Origin of the sequence: Streptomyces milbemycinicus (assembly GCF_002154605.1) — a bacterium.
Lineage (GTDB): Bacteria > Actinomycetota > Actinomycetes > Streptomycetales > Streptomycetaceae > Streptomyces > Streptomyces milbemycinicus.
Genome location: NZ_MUNE01000619.1, coordinates 1 through 26,333, shown reverse-complemented (window position 1 = coordinate 26,333; position 26,333 = coordinate 1). Strand labels below are relative to the sequence as shown.

At 69.5% G+C, this 26,333-nt stretch carries 20 protein-coding genes, 3 pseudogenes and 1 riboswitch; of the genes and pseudogenes, 15 read left to right on the top strand and 8 right to left on the bottom strand.

Going from position 1 to position 26,333, the window contains the following annotated elements; translation table 11 throughout:
- The 9 genes and pseudogenes from CCN51_RS58395 to CCN51_RS40630 form a co-directional block, all read left to right on the top strand.
- The coding region (locus CCN51_RS58395; RefSeq protein ID WP_245881775.1) for an extracellular solute-binding protein at window positions 1–492 on the top strand (492 nt) is incomplete at its 5' end.
- Entirely contained in the window at window positions 489–1,487 is a 999-nt protein-coding gene (locus CCN51_RS40665; RefSeq protein ID WP_014176229.1) for a carbohydrate ABC transporter permease, read from the top strand. The genes CCN51_RS58395 and CCN51_RS40665, both read left to right, overlap by 4 nt.
- On the top strand, window positions 1,484–2,440 hold the full coding sequence (locus CCN51_RS40660) for a carbohydrate ABC transporter permease (protein WP_014176228.1): 957 nt from the start codon (window positions 1,484–1,486) through the stop codon (window positions 2,438–2,440). The genes CCN51_RS40665 and CCN51_RS40660 overlap by 4 nt, the downstream gene beginning before the upstream one ends.
- Before the next feature lie 10 nt (window positions 2,441–2,450).
- Entirely contained in the window at window positions 2,451–3,179 is a 729-nt protein-coding gene (locus tag CCN51_RS40655; RefSeq protein WP_014176227.1) for a YesL family protein, read from the top strand.
- A gap of 153 nt (window positions 3,180–3,332) precedes the next feature.
- Window positions 3,333–4,283, top strand: a pseudogene (locus CCN51_RS40650) (hypothetical protein); the annotation flags it as partial.
- Between the two features lie 158 nt (window positions 4,284–4,441).
- Complete coding sequence (locus CCN51_RS40645; protein ID WP_158104741.1) at window positions 4,442–5,173, top strand: ArsR/SmtB family transcription factor; 732 nt, start codon at window positions 4,442–4,444, stop codon at window positions 5,171–5,173.
- A gap of 334 nt (window positions 5,174–5,507) precedes the next feature.
- The gene (locus CCN51_RS40640) at window positions 5,508–7,001 is read left to right on the top strand and encodes an APC family permease (RefSeq protein WP_014176223.1); all 1,494 of its coding nucleotides are present in this window, start codon (window positions 5,508–5,510) and stop codon (window positions 6,999–7,001) included.
- Window positions 7,002–7,046: 45 nt separating this feature from the next.
- Complete coding sequence (locus tag CCN51_RS40635) at window positions 7,047–7,934, top strand: PhzF family phenazine biosynthesis protein (RefSeq protein WP_014176222.1); 888 nt, start codon at window positions 7,047–7,049, stop codon at window positions 7,932–7,934.
- Window positions 7,931–8,419, top strand: coding sequence for a RidA family protein (locus CCN51_RS40630; protein ID WP_014176221.1), 489 nt, complete (start codon window positions 7,931–7,933; stop codon window positions 8,417–8,419). The genes CCN51_RS40635 and CCN51_RS40630 overlap by 4 nt, the downstream gene beginning before the upstream one ends.
- Before the next feature lie 207 nt (window positions 8,420–8,626).
- On the opposite strand, the gene CCN51_RS40625 is transcribed toward CCN51_RS40630, so the two are convergent.
- Entirely contained in the window at window positions 8,627–9,241 is a 615-nt protein-coding gene (locus CCN51_RS40625; RefSeq protein WP_043486714.1) for a type IV toxin-antitoxin system AbiEi family antitoxin domain-containing protein, read from the bottom strand.
- 543 nt (window positions 9,242–9,784) lie between these two features.
- Here CCN51_RS40625 and CCN51_RS58390 point away from each other — a divergent pair.
- From CCN51_RS58390 to CCN51_RS40605, 5 genes and pseudogenes are all read left to right on the top strand, one after another.
- Window positions 9,785–9,955, top strand: coding sequence for a hypothetical protein (locus tag CCN51_RS58390; RefSeq protein ID WP_238545363.1), 171 nt, complete (start codon window positions 9,785–9,787; stop codon window positions 9,953–9,955).
- Window positions 9,946–10,179, top strand: a pseudogene (locus CCN51_RS58385) (transposase); the annotation flags it as partial. The gene CCN51_RS58390 and the pseudogene CCN51_RS58385, both read left to right, overlap by 10 nt.
- Before the next feature lie 513 nt (window positions 10,180–10,692).
- Window positions 10,693–16,197, top strand: a complete 5,505-nt coding sequence (gene fxsT, locus CCN51_RS40615) for an FxSxx-COOH system tetratricopeptide repeat protein (protein WP_014176217.1) — start codon at window positions 10,693–10,695, stop codon at window positions 16,195–16,197.
- A 4-nt stretch (window positions 16,198–16,201) separates the two neighbouring features.
- Window positions 16,202–17,473 (top strand): CHAT domain-containing protein, encoded by a 1,272-nt coding sequence (locus CCN51_RS40610; protein ID WP_014176216.1) that lies wholly within the window; start codon window positions 16,202–16,204, stop codon window positions 17,471–17,473.
- Window positions 17,470–18,525: an alpha/beta hydrolase family protein gene (locus tag CCN51_RS40605; protein WP_055413928.1), complete on the top strand. Its 1,056-nt coding sequence runs from the start codon at window positions 17,470–17,472 to the stop codon at window positions 18,523–18,525. The genes CCN51_RS40610 and CCN51_RS40605 overlap by 4 nt, the downstream gene beginning before the upstream one ends.
- Window positions 18,526–18,777: 252 nt before the next feature.
- Here the strand turns inward: CCN51_RS40605 and CCN51_RS40600 are convergent, their stop codons facing one another.
- The 6 genes from CCN51_RS40600 to gcvT all read right to left on the bottom strand — a co-directional run bounded on the left by CCN51_RS40600 (window position 18,778) and on the right by gcvT (window position 24,848).
- A complete protein-coding gene (locus CCN51_RS40600; protein ID WP_014176214.1) occupies window positions 18,778–19,533 on the bottom strand; it encodes a hypothetical protein in 756 nt (251 codons plus the stop codon).
- Between the two features lie 7 nt (window positions 19,534–19,540).
- Window positions 19,541–19,831, bottom strand: a complete 291-nt coding sequence (locus CCN51_RS40595; protein ID WP_014176213.1) for a hypothetical protein — start codon at window positions 19,829–19,831, stop codon at window positions 19,541–19,543.
- Between the two features lie 604 nt (window positions 19,832–20,435).
- Complete coding sequence (locus CCN51_RS40590; protein ID WP_014176212.1) at window positions 20,436–21,830, bottom strand: L-serine ammonia-lyase; 1,395 nt, start codon at window positions 21,828–21,830, stop codon at window positions 20,436–20,438.
- 99 nt (window positions 21,831–21,929) lie between these two features.
- Complete coding sequence (glyA, locus tag CCN51_RS40585; RefSeq protein WP_014176211.1) at window positions 21,930–23,195, bottom strand: serine hydroxymethyltransferase; 1,266 nt, start codon at window positions 23,193–23,195, stop codon at window positions 21,930–21,932.
- A gap of 23 nt (window positions 23,196–23,218) precedes the next feature.
- Window positions 23,219–23,599 (bottom strand): glycine cleavage system protein GcvH, encoded by a 381-nt coding sequence (gcvH, locus tag CCN51_RS40580; protein ID WP_014176210.1) that lies wholly within the window; start codon window positions 23,597–23,599, stop codon window positions 23,219–23,221.
- Window positions 23,600–23,726: 127 nt separating this feature from the next.
- On the bottom strand, window positions 23,727–24,848 hold the full coding sequence (gene gcvT, locus CCN51_RS40575; protein WP_014176209.1) for a glycine cleavage system aminomethyltransferase GcvT: 1,122 nt from the start codon (window positions 24,846–24,848) through the stop codon (window positions 23,727–23,729).
- Between the two features lie 158 nt (window positions 24,849–25,006).
- Window positions 25,007–25,117, bottom strand: a riboswitch (glycine riboswitch).
- 273 nt (window positions 25,118–25,390) lie between these two features.
- Between gcvT and CCN51_RS40570 the strand changes: the two genes are divergently transcribed.
- Window positions 25,391–26,062, top strand: a complete 672-nt coding sequence (locus tag CCN51_RS40570; RefSeq protein WP_014176208.1) for an AAA family ATPase — start codon at window positions 25,391–25,393, stop codon at window positions 26,060–26,062.
- 28 nt (window positions 26,063–26,090) lie between these two features.
- Here the strand turns inward: CCN51_RS40570 and CCN51_RS55315 are convergent.
- Window positions 26,091–26,333, bottom strand: a pseudogene (locus tag CCN51_RS55315) (hypothetical protein); the annotation flags it as partial.

Sequence of the window (26,333 nt, the reverse complement as noted above, 5' to 3'; positions counted from 1 at the left end):
GCGATGGTGCCCATGGGCACCTGGCTCGCGGCCCGTCTGCTGCAGATGAAGGCCGAGGGCAAGAACGACGTCGACTGGGGCATGGCACCGCTGCCGCAGGCCGCTTCGGACGGCAAGACGGTCACCTTCGGCTCCCCGACCGCGTTCGCCGTGAACAAGAAGGCCAGGAACTCCGAGGCGGCCAAGAAGTTCGTACGGTGGGCCTCCGGCCCGAAGGGAGCGGCCGCGATCGCCAAGGTCGGCGTCGTCCCGTCCTACACGGATGACGCGGTCATGAAGAACTTCTTCGGCGTCAAGGGCATGCCGAGCGACGACCTGTCCAAGACGGCCATGAGCCCGGACACCGTCAAGCTGGAGATGCCGGTCAGCCCCAAGTCCTCCGACATCGACCAGATCCTCAAAGAGGAGCACGAGCTGGTGATGTCCGGTGAGAAGTCCATCGACAAGGGCATCGAGGAGATGGAATCCCGAGTGAAGTCCGAAGTCGAATGAGCGAGATCTCCGGCGCTCCGGCCACGGCTCCGGCCGCAGCTACGGCTGCGGCTGGAGCCACGGCCCTCGACAAGACCTCCGGCGCTGGGGGCCCCGGCAAGACCTCCAACACCGCGGCCCTCAAGCGGCGCCGCCGGCGCACCGCGCTGGTGGGCTGGAGCTTCATCCTGCCGAACCTGCTGGGCTTCGCCGCCCTGACCCTGGTCCCGGTGGTCGCCACGCTGCTGCTGTCGTTCACCGACTGGAACTCGTACAACACCCCCCAGTGGATCGGGTTCGACAACTTCCGCCGGATGTGGGACAACGACAACTTCTGGACGGCGCTGTCCAACACCTCCTGGTACGCGGCCGGGCACATCCCGCTCACCATGGCGGCCTCCCTGGGCCTGGCGGTGCTGCTCAACCAGAAGCTGCGCGGTGTCGCCTTCTTCCGCACGGCCTTCTTCTTCCCCTACATCACCTCGCTCGTCGCGGTGGCCGTGGTGTGGAACATGCTGTTCAACCCGGACGCCGGTCCGGTGAACCAGCTGCTGAAGGCCGTGGGGATGGCCCATCCGCCGGGGTGGACCACCGACACCGACTGGGCGCTGCCCGCGGTGATCATCACCAGTGTGTGGCGGGACATGGGCTACTACATGGTGCTGTATCTGGCGGGGCTCCAGGCCATCCCGGCGGAGCTGTACGAGGCCGCCAGGGTGGACGGCGCCGGGGCGTGGAAGCGGTTCTGGCATGTCACGGTGCCGTCGCTGCGGCCGACGACGTTCTTCGTCCTGGTCATGCTGACGGTCTCCAGCTTCAAGGTCTTCGACCTGGTGCAGGTCATGACCGAGGGCGGCCCCGGCCGCTCCACGCTGGTGCTGTCCCAGCTCATCTTCAGGGAGGGCATCACCCAGGGCCGGTTCGGTTACTCCTCGGCCATCTCCCTGGTGTTGTTCGTCATCGTCCTGATCATCACCGTGACCCAGTTCCGATTCCAGCGGAGGAACGAGCGATGAAGACGACCGCGCTGCCGAAGGACAGCGACAGCCTGACGGCCGAGTCGTCGCGTTCGAGTGACCGCGGCATCGCTCCCGCCGGGCCCCGCCGCCGGGGCCCGGCCGGGCCGGGCAGGCCTGGCGGGCCGGGCAGGCCGGGGCGGATCATCAGCCGGGCCATGCTGTACGTGGTGCTGACGGTGCTGTCGGCCGCCGTCCTGGTGCCGTTCATATGGATGCTGGTGTCCTCGCTGAAGGCGGACTCCGAGGTCTTCACGGCCCCGATCCAATGGATCCCGAAGTCCTTCCACTGGGAGAACTTCGCCGACATCTGGACCGAGATCCCGCTGTGGACCTACCTGGGGAACTCCCTGTTCCTCAGCGTCGTCATCACCGCACTACAGGTGCTGACCGGGAGCTTCGCGGCCTACGGCTTCGCCAAGGTCCGCTTCCCCGGGCGCGACGTCGTCTTCATGGCGTACATCGCCACCATCGCGGTGCCGTGGCAGGCGTACATGGTGCCGCAGTACATCATCATGCAGAAGCTGGGCCTGGTGAACACGCACCTGTCGCTGATCCTGCTCCAGGCGTTCGGCGCGTTCGGCGTCTTCCTGATGCGCCAGTACTACCTGACCATTCCGGACGAGGTCAGCGAGGCCGCGCGGCTGGACGGGCTGAGCGAGTACGGCATCTGGGCGCGGATCGTGCTGCCGCTGTCGAAGCCCGCGCTGGCCAGCCTCGCGCTGCTGACCTTCGTCAACACCTGGAACGACTACATGGGTCCGTTCATCTACCTGACGGACAACAACCTGTGGACGGTGCAACTCGGCTTGCGGTCGTTCGTGGGCATGTACAGCTCCGAGTACGCGATGATCATGACCGGCTCGGTGCTGTCCGTCCTGCCGATCCTGGTGGTCTTCCTGCTCGGTCAGCGGTACTTCGTCCAGGGCATCGCCACCAGCGGGATGAAGTGAGGTGACGGCGATGAGCACACCGAGCACACCGAGCACACCGAGCACACCGGCGAGCGGCCGCAGGCTCCGGCTGAACGTCGGCCACGACTCGTGGGACCTCATCTGGTCCCATGTCCACCGGGTCCTGGTGGTCAACCTCGGCGTGGCGGTCACCAACCTGCCGCTGCTGCTGGCCCTGGCCGCCGAGCACCAACCCTGGCGGTACCCGGTCTTCTTCGGCCTGCTCTCGCTCGGGGCAGGCCCCTCCCTCGCCGCGGTGTTCGCCTACCTGAGGCGCACCGCCGACGACGAGCGGGCGCCGGTGGCCGACCTGTTCCGCGGCTACCGGCGCCTGTTCACCCGGGCGCTCCTCGGCTGGACCCCCTTCGTACTGCTGGTCGCCGTGGCGGCCACCGACCTGGCCGCCGTCTGGGGATCCGCCCTCGGGTCGGCGCTCGCGCCACTGCTGACCGTGGTGATCCTCCTCGCCCTCAGCTCCGGAGTCGTCGCGATGGCCGGCCTGGCCGAAGACTCGGTCGAAGCCCCGGCTGTCTCCCGGCACACGCTGCTGGCGGCCTGCTACGCCTCGGTGCGCCGCTGGCCCCTCACGCTGCTGAACCTCGGTCTGCTGGGCGTCTCCCTGGCGCTCGTCAACCAGGCCCCGCTGCTGGGTCTTGCCGTGGTGCCCGGCTGCGCGCTGTTCGTCGTATGGCGCGACTGCGGCGCCATGCTGGAGTCGGTGACCCCAGCTTTTCGGTGAGTTCGGCACGACGACACGTCGACGGCACGGCGTGTCGGACCGAGGAGAAACGCGCGACCGAAACAGGCCGCGCGAAACGTCTCTGAGCGGGGAGTTGTTGAGTACGATCACTTCGTTCCGTTGCCCCGTGCGCAGTCGTCCGGAGAATTCTTGTTGCGGTCCCGCAGACGTCGTCGGTCCTCCCGGTGGGACACCTGGGAGACGCGGGCGACGGTCCTGGGCGTGGCGTGCACCCTGACGTCGGCCACCCGCCTGCTGGATGTGCTGCCCCTGCCGCGGCCGGACGACATCGAGATCTATCTGACGATCGACCCCGGCTCGGCGTTCGACGCCGGTCTGGTGGACTAGCTGGCGTCGTTGGGCCCCACGGTCCTGCCCTGGCGGGAAGCGCGGCGGCGGCGCTTCGATCTCGCGGTGGCGTGTACGGCCCACCGGTCGATGTGGAACCTGGGCGCGCCGCTGATGGTGCTGCCCCATGGCGCCGGGTACAACCGCCTGATCGCCGAGTCGACCGGGAACACCGTCTCGGCGGTGGGGCTCTCCCGGCGGGAGCTCACCCGCTTCGGACGCGTGATTCCCCGGATCATCGGGGTGTCCCACGAGGAGCAGATCGGGCGTCTGGCCAGGTCGTGCCCTGCGGCGGTGAGCCGTGCGCTGCTGGTCGGCGACCCGTGCTTCGACCGGATGGAGCGGAGCCTGGCCCTGCGCGACGAGTACCGCGAGGCACTCGGCGTGGTGGGTGGCCGTCGGCTCGTCGTGGTCAACAGCACCTGGAGCGAACATTCGCTGATCGGCACGTGCGAGGACCTTCCGCTGCGTCTGGTACGCGCGCTGCCGACCGATGAGTTCGCCGTCGCCGTCGTGCTGCACCCCAATGTGTGGGCCCGGCACGGCACGGCACGCGTCCTGGGCCGGCTGGTGTCGGCCATGGACGCCGGGCTGCTGGTCATCCCGCCGGAACAGGGCTGGCAGGCCATGCTGGTCGCGGCCGACTGCGTCGTCGGCGACCACGGCTCCACCACCTTCTACGGCGCGGCCCTCGACCGCGCCACCGCGGTGATGGGCACCGGGGAGGATGAGCTGGACCCGGCGTCCCCCACCGCCGAGTCCAACCCGCTGCACCAGCGCAACACCACGAAGACATCACCACCGTCGAGGTCCGCAGACTTCACCCCACCGAGTGAAGATCATCAACAGCATCCCGAAAGTGAGACAGAGCCGAACCATTGACACACCCCCCTTCCGCCATGTTGCATGAAGTCATGGAACATGGTGGTGAAGGGGAGATGGTCGACGGTTCCGCGACGGCGGGCGACGCGGCCCTTGCGGTCGCCGAGCTGAGCCGTCAGTTGGCGCACCCGCTGCGGGTCTTGGCGCTCACCCACGTCTCGCAGCACGGGCCCTGCCCGTTCAGCGAACTGGTCGAGGTGACCGGACAGTCGCAGGCCCAGGTCAGCAATCACCTCGCCGTGCTGCGCAAGGCCGGGCTGCTGGTCACCGAGCGCCAGGGCCGGCAGAGCCTCTACCGGCTGCCCAACGCCTACCTGGCGGAGGTGCTCGCCAACCTGCGCGCCGCCGCCGGAGTCACCTGCGCCGACACGCCGGACCTGCCCGGGCGTGGCGAGGCTCGCGGCTGCTACGACCACGTTGGCGGCCACCTTGGGGTCGGTGTACTGCGCACCCTGATCGACCGCGGCGCCCTCGTCGGCGATCCGCTCGACGACGGGGACCTCGCCGTCGGCCCTGCCGCGGGCGACGTGCTCCCCGACTTCGGCGTCGCGGAGTGGGAACCGCTGCTCGGCGCTCGCCGCCGTTTCGCCTACGGCTGCCCTGACTGGACCGAGAAGGCCCCTCACCTCGGGGGCGCACTCGGCGCCGCCGTCGCCCAGGGATTCCTCGCGCGGCAGTGGATCCGGCCCCGGCACGGCAGCCGCCGCCTCGACCTGACCGCCCTCGGCCGCGAGGCTCTGACCGCTGCCGGAGTGAGCGTCTGACTCTGTCCTCCTCCGACGCGCCCGTTCCCACCCAGTGACGGGCGCCATCCATCACCGTTCGACCCGGTCCAGGTGATCGGCTGGCCGGTGCGGGCTCCACCGTGCTCCGGTGCCCTACGCCCGCGGGCCCCCTTCCACGCGCTCAACCTCGCGCGCACCGCTCCGTGCGGCGGACCTCGTCTCCGCCCGGTCGGCCATCCGCCAGCGCCGCAGCCCGCGGCGCGCGGCCCCTTCCGCACCCCTGCCGTCCCGCTCGTCCAGTCCCGGGACTCCCGCTCCGCGCGCCCCTCCCCGGGCGCTCCCTCCCGTTCCGTACGTCCATGGAAGGTCTTCCATGCCCGAGAAGACAGCGTCAACCCTGCCCACCGTATCCCCCCTTGCCCGCGTCGTGGGCACTCTTGCCGTCGCCGCTGCCACCCTGGCCGCCGAGTACGGCAGCGGCGTCAACCTCGTCCTCGTCAACGCCCTGGGCGCCCAGCCGGGCGTGACCTACCTCGTGCCGGTCGCCCTCGTCGCCGCCGGCTTCCTGCTCGGCCCCGCTGTGTGGCTCTTCGCCCGGTTCGCTCAGGCACTGCCCCGCGCCGGGTCGGTCTACGTCTGGATGACTCGCACCGTCGGACTCCGCACCGGCTTCGCCGCCAGCGCCCTCTACGTGGTCGGAGTCGTCGGTTCGATCGGATTCCAGAGCTACGGCTTCGCCGTCTTCCTCGGCAGCCTGCTGAAGGCCGTCGGCTGGACATCCGGCGCCGATCTCGCCCAGAGCCCCGGCGGCCACATCGTGCTCGGCGCCGGCCTCCTACTCGTCTTCACCCTGCTTCAGCTCGGCGGTATCCGCTCCTTTGGGCGCGTCATGGCCGTCATGCTCGCCATGGTGCTCGGCGTCGTCGTGCTGACCGTCGCGGTCTGCCTGGCCGGTGACCCGCACGCCTTCGCCGCACACGCCGCGACCCTCCTCGGCCACCCCGTGCACCGCCCCGCCGACGACACCCCCAGCCTCAGCGCGTTCCTCGGCGTCCTGGTGCTCTTCATCTACTCCTACGGCGGCGTGAGCGCCGCGCCCTCCCTCGGCGGCGAGACGCGTGACGGCGGCACCCTGGCCCGCGGACTGGTGCGTGGCTGGGCCGTGGCCATTGTGCTGTACGGTGTCGTGGCCACTTCCGTCTTCCACGCCGTTCCCTGGTACGCCGTGCACCCGCTGGCGGAGGCCGGCCACCAGGACGCTGCCTCCATCCCCGGCATCATCGCCGTGCTCGCCCCGCGCGCCGTCACAGTCGTCTTCGACCTTTTCGTCGTCGTGGTGGCAGGCAAGACCGTCGCGCCGCTGATGGTCGACTGCTCCCGCGTGATGTACGCGTGGAGCCAGGACGGACTGCTGCCCGCCGCCTGCGCCCGCACCACCCGTCGGCAGGTCCCCGTCGTTCCTGTCCTGGTCACGGCTGTGCTGGGCCTGATCTTCCTCGTGGAGGAGGCCACCGCCGGCTTCCAGATCGGCATCGCCTTGCGTTCGGTGACGTTCATGCTGGTGATCGCCGTCGTGGGTGTCGGCTGGCTCGGCCTGAGGCTGCGCCCGGCGGCCCTCCGCCCGCAGTGGGCGCAGGCCCTCGTCGAGCGCCGCGAACTGCTCTTCGCCGCTCCGGCCGCGATCGTCGTCTCCGTCATCATGATCGCCAAGGGCTTTGTGCAGCCGGACACCCCGCTGCTGCTCCAGCCCGCGATGCAGGCACTGGCCACTCTGGTCGTCGCGGTCGTGCTGTGGGTGACCGCGAAACGCCGCCGCGCGGCCATCAGCCTCGTTCCCGAACCCGCCGACACGTCCGTCGCCCCCTGACCGCACCCTGGCAAAGCCGGACACCCGAAAGGAAGTCGATCACCGATGTTTCCCGAAGTTCACTTCGTCACCGTCTTCGCCGACGGACCCGGCGGCGGCAACCCGGCGCCGATCGTGGTCGACGCGGCCACGATGACCGACGAGGAGATGCGGGACGTCGCTCGCCGCTCCGGCCACGAGAGCGGCTTCGTCCTGCCCGCGCCGGTCGGCTCCGGCTGCGACCTCGCCCTGCGCTTTTGGGTGCCGAACCATGAGATGTCGATGTGCGGCCACGTCACCGTCGGCGCGCTGTGGCTGCTGGATCGGCTCGGTCGCCTACCCGGCGACGAGGTCCGCGTGTTCACCCCCAGCGGCATCGTCCTCGGCTGGCTCGGCGGCCCGGTCGGGCGGCGCACCGTGGAGATCAGTCAGCCTCTCGGCGCCGTCGAGCCCCTGGCGGACGTCCGGGTCGAGTTCCTGCTCGATGTGCTCGGCATCACGCGGGACGACCTCGCCCCGGCGCCGGTGCAAAACGCCAGCACCAGCAGGGTCAAGACCCTGCTGCCGCTCGCCTCCCCCGCTCTTCTGGACGCCCTACGGCCCGACTTCGACCGCGTCGAGGAGGCCTGCACCCTGGTGGACTCCACTGGCCTCTACCCCTACGCGGTGGGTGATCCGGGCCGCCCGGTCTTCGACGCCCGCCAGTTCCCCCGGTCCTCCGGCTACCCCGAGGACGCCGCCACCGGCATCGCCGCCACCGCGCTCGTCGCCGGCCTGCTCGCCGCCGGCCGCGTCGCCCCGAACGCCGGGGCGGTGCATGTTCGCCAGGGCCGGGCCATGGGCCGCCCCTCCCGCATCGACGTGCGCTTCGCGCGCGACGGTGACGCGGTCACCGGCCTGCGGCTGGGCGGCGCCGTGGCCCTCGCTGACGGCGCTGAGAGGAGCACCCGTTGACCCCCGAGGCACGGCTCGCGGCCCTCGGCCTGACGCTGCCCGAACCACCCCGCCCCCACGGCGACTACCAGCCCGTCACCGTGCACGGGGGCATCGCCCTGGTCAGCGGGCAACTCTCCCGGGAGGGCGACGGCGTGGTGCGTGGCCCCGTCGGCCCCGCAACCGCGCCGGAGACCCTCGCCCGTGCCGGCCGGGCCTGCACGTTGCGCGCCCTGAGCGCCCTGCGGCATGAACTGGGCGGCCTTCACGCTGTCGAACGGGTCCTGCACCTGCGGGGGTTCGTCAACGCCGAGCCCGCCTTCGAAGAGCACAGCCGCGTCCTCGACACCGTGTCCCGGCTGCTACACGATGTCTTCGGCGAGCGCGGCCGGCACGCCCGCACCGCGGTCGGCGTCTCCAGCCTGCCGAGCAGGGGACTGCTCGAGATCGAGCTGACCTTGGCCGTCGCCAGGAGGAAAGCAAGACCCGCTTGCGCAGGAGACTGAAGCCGGCGCGGCCGAACATCTGCCGTTTGAGCATCTTCCGGTGGCTCCACGGCTCCGGCAGGAAAGTCATGGGTCACGGCCTGCCAGCCGACGATCATCCGGGAGTACACGCCTTCTTCTCGTTGGTGAGGAAGGGTACTCCGATACCCAGGCGGCGCGGCGGCCAGGCCGCCCGGCCGGCGGTGGTGTCGCGAGTCGGGTTGACCATCAGGCGAGCACCGCCTCTACGGCTGGGCGGACGACGGACAGTGCGCCCAATTCGCGGGCGATGTCCTGTAGTTCACTGACTCCGTCACGTCCGTTGCGGCGTAGGTAGCGGCCGAGCGCGGACAGGGCGAGGGTTTCGCCGATGCGGCTGCGATGTCGCATCGCGTCGACGACGCTGCGGGCGGGGCTGTACATGGGGATCGTCTCTCCCGGTGCTGCTTCGAACTGTTCGATGCCGAGGCTGAAGGTCTTGGCGGCGTACTGGGCCACTACGTTCGGCGGATAGGAGATCGTGGGGCGGCGTGAACCCCGTGGCACGGCGATGTGCACTGCTGAGGGGATGTCGTCGATCAGTTCGTGCAGGGCCAGGGCTGACTCACCGCACACGACCGCGCGAGGGGCTCGTGTGCACACGGCCAAGAGGTCCGCGTATGCGGTCTCCGGTGCGTCGGCCCGTCGGTACACGCCACGGGACAGTTCGTCTATCTCCCCCGCCGAAACCAAGGACGCCAGGTCGCGGGGTGACAGCAGAGCCTGACGTGCCTGTGCTGTGGTGAAGGTGGCGGAGAGCCCGGCCAGCCGTTGCTCCAGGCGCGAGTTTTCCACGGTATTCATGTATCAAATGGTACCCGCACATCCCTCGGAGGGGATCGATTTGATACAGCCTGTCGGTGCGGTGACGGCGGGGTGACGACGGGTGGTGATCCATCGGAGGTCGGCATCGTGGTCCGGTCTTGCCGAATTTCTGCCGACATCGAGGTAGCCGGACATGCCGCGCTTGCCGGTACGTGCCTTGAGAGCTGCGATGGTGCCCTCATGCAGGGAAACGGGTCAGGGCCTATTTCCCTAGCACTCGATGACGTTCACCGCGAGCCCGCCCCGCGCCGTCTCCTTGTACTTGACCGACATGTCGGCCGCTTTTGATCATGGGCGTGACCTGCGGATTTGGCTTGGTGATCCTGACTTGCGGAATAGCCGGGGACTTTTCGGGGACTTTTTGCCGTTGGCTGCCTACAAGGTATCCGACGGGGCAAGTTCGACTGCTTCGATGGACCGCCGTACTCGTCATGCGTAGGTCAAGGGCTCGATTCCCTTGGACGGCTCCGAGGGCTCCCAGGTCAGATAGCTGCAAACCTGGGGTTTTCTGCTACTCGGGGCATGGCGCGGCACAGCGGCGCAAACGCCGTGATGGTCGCCACAGCCATCCGCACCATCTTCTTGCACACTGCGGGCGAGGACCTCCGCACCCGGCTGAACGTGGTCGTCGGCGTGCTCGGACGGCAGTTCCTGCAGGTTAAGAACATGATGCTGGAGGCCGCGAGCGGTTGAAGCGGGAGATCAAACGCTGGGCCGATATCGTTTAGGTCTTCCCCAACCCCGCGGCCCCCGACCGGCTCGCCGCCGCGGTCCTGGCCGAACTCCACTACGAATGGCAGGCGTTCGATCGCCGCTACCTCTCCGAAGCTTCCATGCTCGAATTCCTCACCACTACACCGACCGGGAATGACCGCTGGCTTCCCCTGCAATCGAACTCGAATCAGCTCGGCAAGTGATCACGCCACTCGACGGGACACCATTCTCGTCTGCAACACAGGGCTCACCGGACCCGCTGTCGCGTGCTCACATGCAGCACGTCACCGTCGTACCGGACACGCAGGAGGAGTCCGCGTCCGGGCAATGCCCCGTGCACGAGCGCGTTGGTTGCCAATTCGCTGACCCAGAGCGACACATCAGCGGCGCGCTCCCACTCGCCCATTCTCGAATACGCAAGCGACCACCACGCAAACCGTCTGGCAGCGGCCAAGGAACGCGGTCATACCCATAGAACTGGCCGCGCTGGAGAGGGGTTTGCTTTGCTCGTCCACGATACGAATGTCGTGCAGACTCACTGATGTGGATCAGCGAGTGAACCTGTACAGATTTTTTGTACTTGTTGCCACCCGGGGACTACGCGAGGCGCGGCCCGTCGTGAGACCGACATCGGTCCTCGACATCCTGACAACCCCCCTGTCTGTTAGTAGGGTTGATTGCTCGGGCATGTTGCAGATGGTCGCCATGGGGGAGTCATGATCATCGCCGGGGAGTCGCAGGCCACCTTGCCCTCCGTCCTGCAGAGCGACCCGACGGTTCCCGGTCAGGACGTCGGAGGTTCCCAAACGGGTGGCAACCCTCACCTCGAGAGACATGCGACCGTTCTGTCCGATCAGGCGAAGGCATCCGCCGCCCGGATCGCTCCCGCCTCTCGGCTGGACAACTTGCCCGCGCTGCCCTCGCAACCTTTCATCGGCCGTGCCCTGGACCTGTCGCAACTGAGCGCGTCCTTGCCCGCCGGCGGCGGGGTCGTCACTCAGACGACCACGGTGAGCGGTTTGGGCGGGATCGGCAAGACGGCTCTGGTCCTCCGATATGCTCACGACCAGCGCGACCGGTACCAGCTCGTCTGGTGGATCGTCGCCGAGATCGAGGAGCAGATCACCTCCGGATTCGGCGACCTCGCGCTGCACCTGCACCCGACGTGGGCACGCGAGGCCACTGCCAAGGAACGTACCGAGTGGGCGTTGACGTGGCTGGAGACCCATTCCGACTGGATGGTCGTCTACGACAACGTGGAGCGGCCCGAAGAACTGACCCCGTTTCTGGGGCGATTAGCCGGACACGGCCACCAACTGGCCACGAGTCGGCTCGGCACCGGCTGGCCCGCGAACACCACTCTCGTCAGTCTGGACGTGCTCGATCACGAGGACGCCGTCACCCTGCTGCACCGGACGTCGGGACTCGGCACGGACGCCCCCACGGCCGGATCCGGTGCTGCTCCCTCGCATGCCTCCCTACTCGCGGCGGACCTCGGGCACCTGCCCCTGGCCCTCGCTCAGGCAGGCGCCTATCTGCGGGAGACCGGCATCGGCTTCGCCGCCTATCGGGACAAGCTGGCCCGGCTGCCCGACACGGTACTGGGCGACGGCGCGGGCGGTTCGGACCGGACCGTCGCCCGGATCTGGCGGACCAGTCTGGAGTCGATCCGAGCCGTTCACCCCTCGGCCGTCCCCCTCCTGCACACCCTCGCCTGGTACGCCCCCGAGGCCATACTGCGCGAGGTGATCGACCGTCTGGGGCAACGTCTCCAGGACGTCGAATCCTCGCTCACCGCGCTGGCGGCCTACCACCTGGTCACCCCCGGCATCGAGGGGCCGACCCTGCACCGGCTCGTCCGGCAGACCCTCCAGCGTGCCGATCCGGCCGAGGTGCCCGAGGCCCGCGACCTGGCCGAGGCGGCGTTGGCCGCCGAACTCTCAGGGGCCTCCCCCGACCGCGTACGGCGGATGCTGGTGCATATCCAGGCTCTCGCGGAGACGGGGCCCGCCGCCGAACCGGACGCTGCGGCCGTCGAGATGTACCGGCTCGGCACCGACGAACTTGTCGCGCGGGAACAGCACGTCCTGGCGATCCCTTTGATGACGCAGGCCGTCGATGGCAGCACGCGGCTGTTCGGCGTGGACCACGAGACCACGCTCGACGACCGGGATCGTTTGGCGGAGCTGCACGCAAAGGCAGGCGACCCGGCCCGCGCGGTCCAGCTGTGCCAGGACGTCTACCTCGACCGCGCCCACTCCCACGGCCAGGACGCTGTGGAGACCCTCGCTGCTCGGGAAAGGCTGGCGTACGCGCACCGCAAGGCCGACGAGGTCATCAGGGCTGTGCAGGGGCTGACGGCTGTGGTCGCCGACCGCCGCAGGATCCAGGGCGAGGCAGACCCGGACACGCTCACCAGCCGTAACAACCTGGCCTACGCGCTGCAGACGGCAGGCCGATACGAGGCCGCCATCCAGGAATTCCGGGCGGTCGTCGCCGACCGCGAACGCCTTCTGGGAGCGCGGCACAAGGACACGCTCGCCAGTCGCACCAACCTCGCGTACGCCTACCTGCAGGCCGGTGATCACCGAACCGCGTTGCGTCTTTACGAGCAGGCGATCGCGGACCGGCGGCGCCAGCACGGTCCGGACCACCCCGACACGCTGACCAGTCGCGGCTGGCTGGCCTCCGCCCACGAGGCCGCGGGTGATCCGCGCACAGCGGTCGCCCTGTACCGGGAGGTGGTCGACGACCGGACCCGGGTGCAGGGCGCGGACCACCCGGACACCCTACGAAGCCGCCACGAGCTGGGGTGGGCCCTGTCCGAGGCCGAAGGGCCGGATGCGGCATTGCATGAGTTCGAGTCGTTGGCGGCGGACAGCGCTCGGGCACAGGGGCCCGACCATCCCGCCACGCTCTGCTACCGCGACGACATCGCGGAGACCCATCAGAACCGGGCGGACTACGCTCGGGCGGCCGCCGCATACGAGGCGGTGATCGCCGACTACACCCGGGTCAGAGACAAGGGTCACCCGGAGACGCTGCAGGCCCGGGCGGCATTGGCCTTCACCTGGCAGCTGGCGGGGAACCACCGGCGTTCGGTGCAGGAGCGCCAGGCACTGGTCGCGGACCAGAGACGGGTGCACGGCGATCGGCATCCGGCAGCGCTGACCGCTCGTGCCAACCTGGCTTTTGCCTATCGTGCGGCCTCCGAGTTCCCGGCCGCGATTGGGCTTTTCGAGGACGTCCTGCGGGACCGCAGCGACGTCTTGGGCCCCGAGCATCCCCAGGTCTTCGCGACACGCGAAGCCCTGGCCCGCACCCTGCAGTGGGCCGGCGACCACAGTGGCGCGGTCCGAGAGCTGGAGTCACTGCGTGCGGACATGGAGCGGTTCCTCGGCCCCGACAATCCGCGCGTGCTCGAAGTACGGCTCGCTCTCGCCCGGGTGTTCGCCGAGGAGGACCGCCTGGAGCAGGCCATGGAGCTCTACAGGCCCCTGGCCGAGGACTACGAGCGGCTCCACGGGCCCGACCACCCCATGACCCTCGTCGTACGGCTGTGGATAGGGGCGGCTCACCGCGCGGCCGGACGGTACGACCGGGCAGGCGAGGTGTTCGACGCGCTGATCACCGACCACACCCGCATCCAGGGCCCGGACCATCCGGACACGCTGAACGTCAGGAGCTGGCGAGCCCTCGTCTTCCGGTCCGCCAAGCAGCACGAGCAGGCGATCACGGCGTACCAGAAGCTGATCGAGGACCACACCCGGCTCCTGGGCCCGGATGCCCCGGACACTCTGCACGACCGCAACGGGCTGGCGCTGGCCCGCCTAGGCGACCAGGACCACGCGGGCGCGATTGCCGGATTCACCGCATTGCTCGATGACCGGCGCAGGCTCCTGGGGGACGACGCCCCGGACACCCTGCTGATGCTGGAGAACCTGGCAGACGCCTGTTCGGCGGACGGACAGCATGACCGCGCCATCGCCTCGTACGAAGAGGCGGTCGAAGCGTGGAGTGGGAAGTGGGGAGCCGCACATCCCCGTACCCTGCGCTCGCGGCGGGACCTCGCGATGGTTCAGCGAACGGCGGGTCGGCACCGGTCGTCGCTCAGCGGGCTGCAGGCCGTACTTGAAGAGCGCGAGCGCACCGACGGGCCCGATCATCCCGCCGTGCTGTCCCTACGCTATGACATGGTCCTCGGGCAGAGTGCCGCAGGCGACCACGTCCGGGCCGCGGAGCTCGCCGAGCAGTTGCTGACTGACATTGCCCGAATGCGCGGCCGGGACCACATCGCCACGCTTAACACCCGCATGCTTTTGACGGACGCGTGGCGGGAGTCCTGCCAGTACCAGCGGGCCGTGGTCGGGTACGAGACGCTGGTCGAGGAGTACACAGGGTTCCACGGTCCGGAGCACACCGAAACACTCGCGATCAGGACACTGCAGGCGATTACCTTCTCCGAGCGGCTCGACTACGAGCGGGCCATAACGCTCGGTCAGGCGCTGGTGGAGGACCGCACGCGCATCCAGGGCGCCGACCATCCCGACGTCTTGCGGACACGGCGAAACGTGGCTCGTTGGCGGGAGTGGGCCGACGACCGTGCTGGAGCGCTGCGGGACTTGGACGTTCTGCTGCGCGACCACGAACGGATATTGGGCGCCGAACATGCTGACACCCTTGACCTGCGCGGCGCTGTCGCATGGACACTGCTGGGGGCTTCCACGGCCAACCGTGCAGTCGAGGCCGCCACGCGGTTGGTGGAGGACCTCACCCGGCTGCGGGGGCCGGACGACGTCACGACTCTCGACGCACGGCAACGTCTCGCGCAGGCGCACGAGTATGCAGGCCATCTGACCCAGGCCCTGGCTCTCCGCGAGTCGCTGGTGGAGGACCGCGCCCGCGTACAGGGTTCCGGGCACAGCGCAGCCCTGGCAGCCCGCAGGAGTCTGGCCTGGTCCCGACGTCTGCTCGGCGACCGTGTACGGGCGGTGGGGGACCTCCTGGCCTTGGTCGACGACAACGACCAGGAGCGGGGTGCGGACCATCCCCGTTCTCTGAATTGCCGCAGCTCCCTGGCATTCGCCTACCGGGAGATGGGCGACTCACGGCAGGCGATTCTCGTTCTCGAGGACCTCCTCAAGCGGTATGAAGCGGTTCTCCCCGAAGAGCACCCGGCGACGCACGGGGTACGCGGCAGTCTCGCCTGGCTGACGGCGGACATCGGTCCCGCGGACCACGCGGTGCTCATGGCCCGTGCCTTGATCGACGACTGCACCCGCCTGTTCGGCGTCGGGCACCGGCGGACACTGGACTACCTGCCGGTCCTGGCGCACGCACTGTCGCAGGCGGGCCATCCGGAAGAGGCACTGCGGGTCCTCGGCGAACTTCTCCACTCCCAGGCCAGGCTGACGGCAGGACATCTGGAACTGCCGGAGACCGCCGAGGCCGCCGTCCGGGTTCATCTGAATGCCGCCGGCGCGGGCGATGACCGCGCAGCCTCCGAGGATTCCGACGAGCTCCTACGCCTGGGCATGGTTGTCGAGATCTTCGCCCGAGATTGCGGCGCCTTTCTGCCCACCCTCGCCGTCCAGCTGGCCGACACCCTCGCCCACGCGGGCGATCACACAGCGGCAATAGCACTGCTGAAGGCCGTCCACGCCGGCCGCTCCCACGTCTTCGGCCCCGACCACCCGCTCACGCTGGAGAGCCTCGCCACTTTGGCCCTTGCGTCCCTGGAGGCAGGCGAGCCGGAATCCGCACCATCCGATGAGGAGTTGATGGCCCGTTGGGAGCGGGTCTTCGGACCGGCCCACCCCGACACGGAGGAGCTCCGCTGGCGGCTGCGCATCGCGCGCCCGGCATGGCGGGTCCGGCTGTCGCTGCTGACGGACGAGGAGCCGACGGAGGGCAGCCCGACGCCGATCGAGATCAGCCTGGCCCGCGAGGAGGGGAGCACGGCGCCCCGGCCGGCCCTGATGATGGTGGTCCCCTCCTGGCGGACGGACGCCACAGTGGAACCGGCCCTGGCAGAGTACGACCCCGAAGGTGATCCAGCGCGCTTCGTGCTGACTGCGCACGAGCCGGGGGAGCACGACATCTGTTTCACGCTGTACGACCACGCGTCCGGACTGGTGTTACAGGACCTGCGGACGACCATCCGCGTATCGGGTTCCCCCACCCAGGGCGAGGATGCACAACACAGTTCTGGGGAGGACTGACCGGATGACGCACGATCCCGGCGTGGAGGTGCTCGAGAACCCCTCCCACCGTTTCTCGGGGGTGCCACCCCAGGGAGGCGGTTCGCAGGACGCCGCGGTGGACGAGGGCTCCGCCGAACTACGCGTGAGGCTGTACCAGTCCGGCACGGGCCTGAGCATCTTCGCCCACGACACGTCGGCACCCCACACGTGGCACCGGGCCCCGCTGGAGGTGTCCGCCGAGGAACTGCTGGATCGCGCGGACCGCCTGCTGGCCATCTGGCGCGACCGGGTGGTCTTTCATCGGACCACCGAACCTGGATACGGCCAGCGGGTGGGCGGCCGCCCCCTGGCCGAGTCCGTCGACCTGACCGAACTGCCCGAGCTGACCGACCCGTTGGTGGAGAAACTGGCCGACGAGGGCTTTGACCTGCTCCATGTGATGCTCGACGGGACGGGCTACGACCTCGGCCGCTTCCGCGAGTTCCTGCTGAGTAGCCTGGCCGGCAGGCAGCAGCTGCGCATCAGTTTCGACTCCGACTGGCAGCTGCCCTGGCCCATGCTTGCGGTCGACCCCGCAGAGTGCGACAGTCCCTGGGAGGCGTTCCTGGGCCACCGGCACCAGATTGAGCAGGCCCGTACCGGCTACCCCTGGGACCACGCCCCGCTGGGCCGACGCGAACGGGCCACCGCCAGCCTCAACAAGGACACGACCCTCGATCACGTGGCCCGGGCGCATGAAGTGCAGAAGCTGCTGGAGGAGCGCTCCCTGCTGACCGTCCGCACCCGCGGAAGCGAGCTTCTGGAGGCCCTTTCGCGTTCCGTGCTGCGCGAGGACGTCATGTACTTCTGGTGCCACGGCCGCTTCGTGAACACCGGTGCCTCCAGCCAGGTCCTGACCGTACGGCTCTCCGACGCCGAGGACATCGACGGCCCCGTGGTGAAGCGTAAACGGCGCTTCTACTTCCGTAGCCCGCAGTCCCGTTTCAAGCCCTTCGTGCTGCTGAACGCCTGCCACTCGGCGAAGGCCGTTGATCCGGGAAGGCTGAAGCACCTCGGACAGGAGCTCATCGACCAGGGCGCCGACGGCGTCCTCGCACCGCAGATCGAGATCCCAGAGGCATTCGCGGCCGAGTACGCATACGCCTTCCTCGACCGCTATTTGACCGGCGCACATACGGCGGGTGCGATAGGCCAGTGGCTGGTGCGGCGCTTTGCGCGGGAGTTCCACAACCCGCTCGCCCTCGTCTATTCGCTGAATGGTGGCATCAACACCCGTCTGGAACTCGTTTCATGACCGCATCCCGAAAGCGGCCCAAGCCGAAACCCCAAAGGCCGTGGCTCGCGCCCCCGGCAGAGGTCGACCTCGACGAACAAGGCCGCCTGACAGTGCCTAGCGGCGGGCCACCGGTACCGGTCACTCGGGTTGCCGAGCACCTGGCACGCCGACTGGCTCTTCCTGACTGGGCCACCGACATCCATGTCTACGTTCACGGCTGGCAGACCCCGCCGGCCCAGGCGACCCGGACCGCCGTGCAACTGCTGGAGCAGGCCGTCGAACTGTACGAGTCGGCCCCGGACCGCTACCCGGGCCTGAAGTCCGGATACCGCCCTTGGTGCGTCGTGGTCCGCTGGCCGTCGTCCAGCTTGCCTGGAAAGAAGGGCTACGAACGGATCAGGGACCGGGCACATGCCATGAGCGCCGAGGGCCAGGGACATGCCCCCTATGTCATTGGGCACTTGCTGGGCTACCTGGACGCCGAACGGACCGACCCTTCGGGCCCGGCGGTACTGGCCAACCGGACCGGCCAGTACCTGCACCTGATGGGCCACTCCTTCGGCGGCCGTTTCCTGTGCGAGGCGGTGCAGCGGGCAGCCGAGCAGCCGCCGGTCCTCGGCTGGAGCACGCCGTTCGACCCCGGTCGCCCCTTCACCGTCGACAGTATGCTGATCTTCCAGATGGCGGCCCCACGCGACGCGTTCCTCCGCCACTTCGATGGGCTGTTCCCGACGGCCACGCGCCCCGGCGCCCCCCTCCGCGGCCCGATCGCCCTCACCCACTCCCGCTGGGACCGTGCCACCGGCTTCTGGCACCTGCGCGCCGAGAAGACGCCAGGGATAGGCCACTCCGGTGCGGGGGCGGCCCCGGTCCCCCAGTTCTCCACCCGACTGCTGCCCACCGGCACCGACTATCCGCAGCAGGTCCTGGACCACCGCCTCGTCAACGTCGACGCCGACTGGCTCTACCGCGGCAGCCGTACCTGCCTCCACCCCTCGGGTGCCCACTCCGACTTTCTCCATCCGGAATCCGCGCACCTCCTGCTGACCCTGGCGGAACGCTCCCGCTGACCGTGAGCACCGCCCGCAGCATGATGTCGACGCGTTCCATCTGCTCGGCGGGGACGTCGGCGAGATGGTGTCCCCGCCAAATGCAACACCGTGTTGGTGATCTTGTATGGGACGCTGAGGGGAGGGCCGCGGGGTGCTTCGCTGCAGGTGTGCGGGGTGACGCTGGGACCTCAGGGGGCCCGCATAGGATCGACCTGGGAGTTTCCATCATGGACTTGATGTGATGTCAGATCTTTTGGCCGTTCCGGTCTGTCAATCCCCGAGGAGTTTCCTGGCCTCGGCAGGGTCCATCAGGTTCGACCATGCCTGTTCCGCGGGGAGCAGGTCCCGGTCGGGAAGGCGTGATTCGGGGAACCAGCCTTCGCGATCGCAGCCGGGGACGATGTCCAGCACGATGCGGACGAGGTCACTTGGGACCGAGCCGGTGATCCGTACTGCGACGTACGCCTCATGTCCTTCGTGGGCGCGGATCTGGACGCCCAGTGTGAAGGTGTCGTACACGATGGTGTGCTCGGCGCTGTCCTGGAGCGAGGCGCGGGCGAGTTGGGGGATGGCGCTCTCCAGGCGGCGTACGAAACGGGTGCCTTCCTCCAGGCGGTAGCGCAAGTGGTCATCCCGGTCCGGGAGTAGGCCGCCGACGTACGTCTGCGTGGACAGTGGCCGGGCGTGCTGCGCGTTGTAGGCACTGCGGGCGGCCTTCGCGTCGGTGGCGAGGGCTGCGTAGAAGTCGTCGGCTGAGCCGTCCTCGCGGATGCCTGCGGCTACGAGCCACGGACATGGTTCGGACTTCCAGACCGCGCCCCGCCATCGTTGGACTTTGACCTTGAACAGGACCTGGTCGTCGATGGCACCGATGCGTTCGTGCGGTCGCTCTTCGGTGCCGTTGAAATGCTCCTGGGCTTTGTTCAGCGCAGGGTGATCGACCTCGTCGAGTGGTGTCGTGATGGGCGGGACGGGTAAGCGCAGGTCCTCGGTCAGGCAGCGCAAAGTGGGGCGCGTTCGATCCACCGGGGCGTTACCTCTCCTCGCCGATCCCACCGAGCCGGTCGATGTCCTCGGCGGAGATGCCCGTCAGCAGTGCGACGCGGCCCTTCGTGGTCCCGTCCAGTACGCGCATCGATTCGGCCATGCCTCGTCGGATCTCCTCGCGGCGATGCTCTATATACATGCGCACCGCGTCCGCCACCAGGTCTTTCTTTGTCACCCCGAGGAAATGCGCGCCCTCGGTGATCAACTGGTCGGTCTCGAGATCCACCTTCAGGGGAGCTGCCGTGCGTGGCTTCGATTCCGCAGACTGCGTCGTCATGTCCGAACCTCCAGTACCCCAGGGTACTCCGGTACCTGTCGGCGGCGCGGCGGCCAAGCCGCCCGGTGTCGTAGGAGGCCCGCGCCGACTTCGTGATCAGCTTTTCGGCGAGGCGCCACGGCCGGCTGCGCTGTCGCCGTGGGGCTGGTCCGCGATTCCCTGGAGAACGGAGTCGATCACGTGGGCTGCCCATTCGGCGTCCATGGGCCGACCGGCGCGGTGGTCGGCGTAGTACGCCCTCCGACAGCGCTCACCGCTTGCTCCAGATCGGCGTCCTCGGGGACCTGGCCGGTACTCTGCGCGGCCCGGAGAACCTGTAGGAAGGTCTCGCGCCTGGGCAGCAGAGTCGCGCTTCTGATCGTCTCGAGGGTTCGTGGTCCGGACTCGCGAAGCCGCGGTCGGTGCGGGCAACTACCACTACGTGCTGCCCATGTGAATGCCACGAAGCGCCAGGTCAGACGCCCCTCTTGAGGGGATTTCCCCAGGGACTTTTCAGGGACTTTCATGCCTGTCCCAGGGAGGATCCGGGGACTTTCCTCCGCGTAAGCAGGGAAGGCCCTGACAGCGCTGAAAGACACGAACGCGCTGGTCAGGGCCTATTTCCCTAGCACTCGATGACGTTCACCGCGAGCCCGCCCCGCGCCGTCTCCTTGTACTTGACCTTCATATCGGCCCCCGTCTCCTTCATGGTCTTGATGACCTTGTCGAGGGAGACGTGGTGCCGTCCGTCCCCGCGCAGCGCCATACGGGCCGCCGTGACGGCCTTCACCGAGGCCATGCCGTTGCGCTCGATGCAGGGGATCTGGACGAGGCCGCCGACCGGGTCGCAGGTGAGGCCGAGGTTGTGTTCCATGCCGATCTCGGCGGCGTTCTCGACCTGTTCGGGGGAGCCGCCCAGGACCTCGGCGAGGCCGCCGGCGGCCATGGAGCAGGCGGAGCCGACCTCGCCCTGGCAGCCGACCTCGGCGCCGGAGATGGAGGCGTTCTCCTTGAAGAGCATGCCGATGGCGCCCGCGGCGAGGAGGAAGCGGACGATGCCGTCGTCGCGGGAGCCAGAGTCCGAGCCGGGGACGAAGTTGGCGTAGTAGTGGAGGACGGCGGGGATGATGCCGGCCGCGCCGTTGGTGGGGGCGGTGACCACGCGGCCGCCCGCGGCGTTCTCCTCGTTGACGGCCATGGCGTAGAGGGTGACCCATTCCATGGCGCGGGTGGCCGGGTCGCCCTCGGCGCGCAGTGCGCGGGCGGCGGTGGCGGCGCGGCGGCGGACCTTGAGGCCGCCGGGGAGGATGCCCTCGCGGGACATGCCGCGTTCGACACAGCCGCGCATGACCTGCCAGATCTCCAGCAGACCCGCGCGGATCTCGGCCTCGGTGCGCCAGGCCTTCTCGTTCTCCAGCATCAGGGCGGAGATGGACAGGCCGGTCTCGCGGGACAGCCGCAGCAGCTCGTCGCCGGTGCGGAAGGGGTACTTCAGCGCGGTGTCGTCGAGCTTGATGCGGTCCGCGCCGACCGCGTCCTCGTCCACGACGAAGCCGCCGCCGACGGAGTAGTACGTCTTCTCCAGGAGGGGGAGGCCTTCGGCGTCGTACGCGAAGAGGGTCATGCCGTTGGCGTGGTACGGCAGCGAGCGGCGGCGGTGCAGGACCAGCTCGGCGGATTCGTCGAAGTCGATCTCGTGCTCGGCGCCGATCTCCGCGCCGAGCAGCCGCAGCCGCTTGCTGGTGCGGATGCGTTCCACCTGGTCGTCGGCGGTCTCGACGTCCACGGTGCGCGGGGAGTGGCCTTCGAGGCCGAGGAGTACGGCCTTGGGGGTGCCGTGGCCGTGGCCGGTGGCGCCGAGGGAGCCGAAGAGCTCGGCGCGTACGGCGACGGTGTGGGCCAGCAGGCCGTCGTTCTTCAGCCGGCGGACGAACATCCTCGCGGCCCGCATGGGGCCGACCGTATGGGAACTGGACGGGCCGATGCCGATCGAGAAGAGATCGAAGACGGAGATGGCCACCGGTGAACTCCTTGCGTCTGCACGGTGGGTGCGTGCGTGGTGGTGCGGGGTGTGTGGGGGCGCGGGGGTGGTGCGCCCCCACACACCTTGCGGGCCCGATTACTTCTTCAGGTCCGGGTACAGCGGGTGCTTGTCGGCGAGCGCGGTGACGCGCGCCTTCAGCCCCTCCGCGTCGTAGGACGGCTGGAGGGCGGCGGCGATGATGTCGGCGACCTCGCGGAAGTCGTCGGCGGTGAAGCCGCGGGTGGCCAGCGCCGGGGTGCCGATGCGCAGACCGGAGGTGACCATCGGGGGGCGCGGGTCGTTCGGGATGGCGTTGCGGTTGACCGTGATGCCGATCTCGTGGAGCCGGTCCTCGGCCTGCCGGCCGTCCAGCTCCGAGTCGCGCAGGTCGACCAGGACGAGGTGGACGTCGGTGCCGCCGGACAGCACGGCGACCCCGGCCTTGGCCACATCGGGCTGGGTGAGCCGCTCGGCCAGGAGCCGGGCGCCGTCGAGGGTGCGCTGCTGGCGCTCCTTGAACTCCTCGCCCGCCGCGATCTTGAAGGCCACGGCCTTGGCCGCGACCACATGCTCGAGCGGGCCGCCCTGCTGACCGGGGAAGACCGCGGAGTTGATCTTCTTGGCCAGGTCGGCGGTGGACAGGATCACACCGCCGCGCGGGCCGCCGAGGGTCTTGTGGGTGGTGGTGGTCACCACATGGGCGTGCGGCACCGGGGAGGGGTGCAGCCCGGCCGCCACCAGACCGGCGAAGTGGGCCATGTCCACCATCAGGTACGCGCCGACCTCGTCCGCGATCCGGCGGAAGGCGGCGAAGTCCAGCTGGCGCGGGTACGCCGACCAGCCCGCGATCACCAGCTTGGGGCGGTGCTCCTTGGCCAGCCGCTCGACCTCGTCCATGTCGACCAGGCCGGTCTCGGCGTCCACGTGGTAGGGCACCACGTTGTAGAGCTTGCCGGAGAAGTTGATCTTCATCCCGTGGGTGAGATGACCACCGTGCGCCAGGTTCAGGCCCAGGATGGTGTCACCGGGGGAGAGCAGGGCGAACATCGCGGCCGCGTTCGCCTGGGCGCCGGAGTGCGGCTGGACGTTGGCGGCCTCGGCGCCGAAGAGCGCCTTGACGCGGTCGATGGCGATCTGCTCGACCACGTCGACGTGCTCACAGCCGCCGTAGTAGCGGCGGCCCGGGTAGCCCTCGGCGTACTTGTTGGTCAGGACCGAGCCCTGGGCCTCCATGACCGCGACCGGAGCGAAGTTCTCCGAAGCGATCATCTCCAGGGTGGACTGCTGGCGGTGGAGTTCGGCGTCGACCGCGGCGGCTACGTCCGGGTCGAGCTCGTGCAGGGAGCTGTTGAGAAGCGACATCAGGGTCCCGATCGAAGGAGGGTTCAGTTTTCGGTGAAGGCGGTGTACTCGTCGGCGGAGAGCAGCTGGTCCGGCTCGTCCGTCACCCTCACCTTGAACAGCCAGCCGCCCTCGAAGGGGGCGGAATTCACCAGCGCCGGGTCGTTCACCACGTCCTCGTTGATCTCCGTGACCTCGCCGGTGACCGGCGCGTAAAGATCGCTGACGGACTTCGTGGACTCCAGCTCACCGCAGGTCTCACCCGCGGCGACCGTCGTGCCGACCTCCGGAAGCTGGACGAAGACGACGTCGCCGAGCGAGTTGGCTGCGAACTCGGTGATACCGACCGTCGACACACCGTCCTCGCCGGCGGCCGACAGCCACTCGTGCTCCTTGCTGTAACGCAGCTGCTGGGGGTTGTTCATAGGTCCGATTCTCCTGGATACGGGGGAGTGCTTGGGAAACGGGTCTTGCCTGGTGGGACAGGCGGTACGGGCGGCTATGCGCGGGATGGACCAGCGCTGCTCATAAGTGCGCTGCTCATAAGTGGGCTCAGCGCCGCTTGTAGAAGGGGAGGGCCACGACCTCGTACGGCTCATGGGTACCGCGGATGTCCACCGACACCCCCGCCGTCCCCGGCGCGGCATGCGCGGCGTCCACATACGCGATCGCGATCGGCTTGCCGAGGGTCGGCGAGGGCGCGCCCGAGGTGACCTCGCCGATCACCGCGCCGTCCGCGCCGACCACCGCGTACCCGGCGCGCGGGACCCGGCGGCCCGCCGCGACCAGGCCGACCAGCACCCGCGGCGGGGCGGTCTCGGCCCGCCGCGCCGCCGCCTCCAGGGCCTGGCGTCCGACGAAGTCACCGGGCTTGTCGAACTTCACCACCCGGCCGAGCCCCGCGTCGAAGGGCGTGGTGCCGCGGGTCAGCTCATGCCCGTACAGCGGCATCCCGGCCTCCAGGCGCAGCGTGTCCCGGCAGGACAGCCCGCACGGGACCAGCCCGGCCGGGGCCCCGGCCTCGGTCAGCGCCTGCCACAGCCGCTCGGCGTCGCCCGGCGAGACGAACAGCTCGAAACCGTCCTCGCCCGTGTAGCCGGTACGGGCGATCAGCGCCGGGACGCCCGCGACCGTGCCGGGCAGGCCCGCGTAGTACTTGAGCCCGTCCAGATCGGCGTCGGTCAGGCCCGCCAGGATCGCGGCGGACGCGGGGCCCTGGACGGCGATCAGCGCGTACGCCTCCCGGTCGTCCCGTACGGCCGCGTCCAGGCCCTCGGCGCGCTCGATGAGCGCGTCCAGCACCACCTGGGCGTTCGAGGCGTTGGCGACCACCAGGAACTCCTGCTCGCCGAGGCGGTAGACGATCAGATCGTCCAGGATGCCGCCGTCGGCGTCGCAGATCATGGTGTAACGGGCGCGGCCGACGGCGAGCGCCGACAGATGGCCCACCAGCGCCCGGTCCAGGGCGGCGCCGGCCTGCGGGCCGGTCAGTGTGATCTCGCCCATATGAGAGAGGTCGAAGAGGCCGGCGCGGGTGCGCACCGCGGTGTGCTCATCGCGCTCGCTGCCGTAGCGCAGCGGCATATCCCAGCCGGCGAAGTCGGTCATGGTGGCGCCCAGCGCGCGGTGCACCGCGTCCAGGGCGGTGCGGCGAGGGGTTGAGACATGGGACATGAGGGCTGGCTCCAGGGCGGGACGACGACGAGGACGACGAGGACGTTGTCCTCCCCATCTGTCATCGGAACCTGAGAGGTTCGCCGTGACCCCTTCATCGAGTGGTCCGGCTTGCACCGTGGGTGGAGCCACGCCAGCGGCTCGCTTTTCAGATCTGCCTCGTCCGTGCGGTATCGGGGCCTGAGAGATTCAAGGGAGGACTTGCTCCTTCGGCGCCCCGGACGGCCGGCACTGCTGCCGGTGGCCGAGGACTCTCCCGCGCGGATTCAAGCGGCCGGTATGGAGTTGCGCGCAACATCATTGCACGTACGCCCGAGAAGGGAAGAGCCGAACGGGCAGAACCGCTTCCCCCTCGGGACCGCCAACGCCCCGGAACACCCGGACTCACAGGGCATGAAGGCCCAGCCCACAGGAATACCACCTTGCTGGACATTACCTTTTCTTGACACTCTTCGGGAACGAGCCGCAGTGACCGACCTAGGAGGACGATCACGGTGCACGGGCAGGGTACGTACGCGAGGACGACATGGGGGCCCCTGCCGATGGCGCAGGGCACGGCGCCGACCGCAGGTGCGCTCAGGCCGGGGCGCAGGGCGCCCGTGCACGATCTGCGCGGCGACGGCGACGGCGACGGTGGCGCGGCCGCGACCGGGCCCGGCGCGCGCGAGCTGCGCTACCGCGCGGGGGACGTGGTGGTCGCCTCCGGGCTGCCCGGCAGCGGCAAGACCACCATGATCGGCCGGGCGGTGCCCCGCCTGGACCAGAGCGGGCGCGCGGTGCTGCGGGTGGACTCACAGGACACCCGCGAGCGCTGGCAGCGGCGACTGCCCCGCTGGCTGCCGTACGCCCTCTACCGCCCGCTGGTGCGCTACGCCCACTACGCCGGGCTGCGCCAGGCGCTGCGCTCCGGCGCCAGCGTCGTGGTGCACGACTGCGGCACGCTCGCCTGGGTCCGCCGCTGGCTGGCCCGCGACGCCCGGCGCACCGGCCGCCGGCTGCACATGGTGCTGCTGGACGTGGAGGCCGCGGTGGCCCTGGAGGGGCAGGCCGCCCGTGGCCGCGGGGTCTCCCGCTACGCCTTCGGGCGGCACCGCCGCGCGGTGGGGCGGCTGGTCGCCGCCGCCGAAGGCGGGCGGCCGCCCGAAGGCTGCGCCTCGGTGGCGCTGCTGGATCGGGCGGCCGCGAGCGCGTTGCGCCGTATCGGCTTCGAGTGACGCGTGGCGGGACGGCGGAGCGCTGCCGTCAAGGAGCCTCGACGGTCGCCTCGACCGGGTGGGGCAGCGGCATGGGGGCCACGGCGTCGTCCTCGGCCAGCTTGGGCGAGGCGGGCTCGAAGGCGGACAGGGGGCTGGGGGCCGTCGTGCTGGGGCGCTGCGTACCGGGCTTCTTCACGTCCGGTTTCGTGGCGGGCTTCTGAGCGCCGGGCTTGTCGGTGCCGGGCTTCTGGGCTCCGGGCTCGTCGGTTCCGGGCTCGTCGGTTCCGGG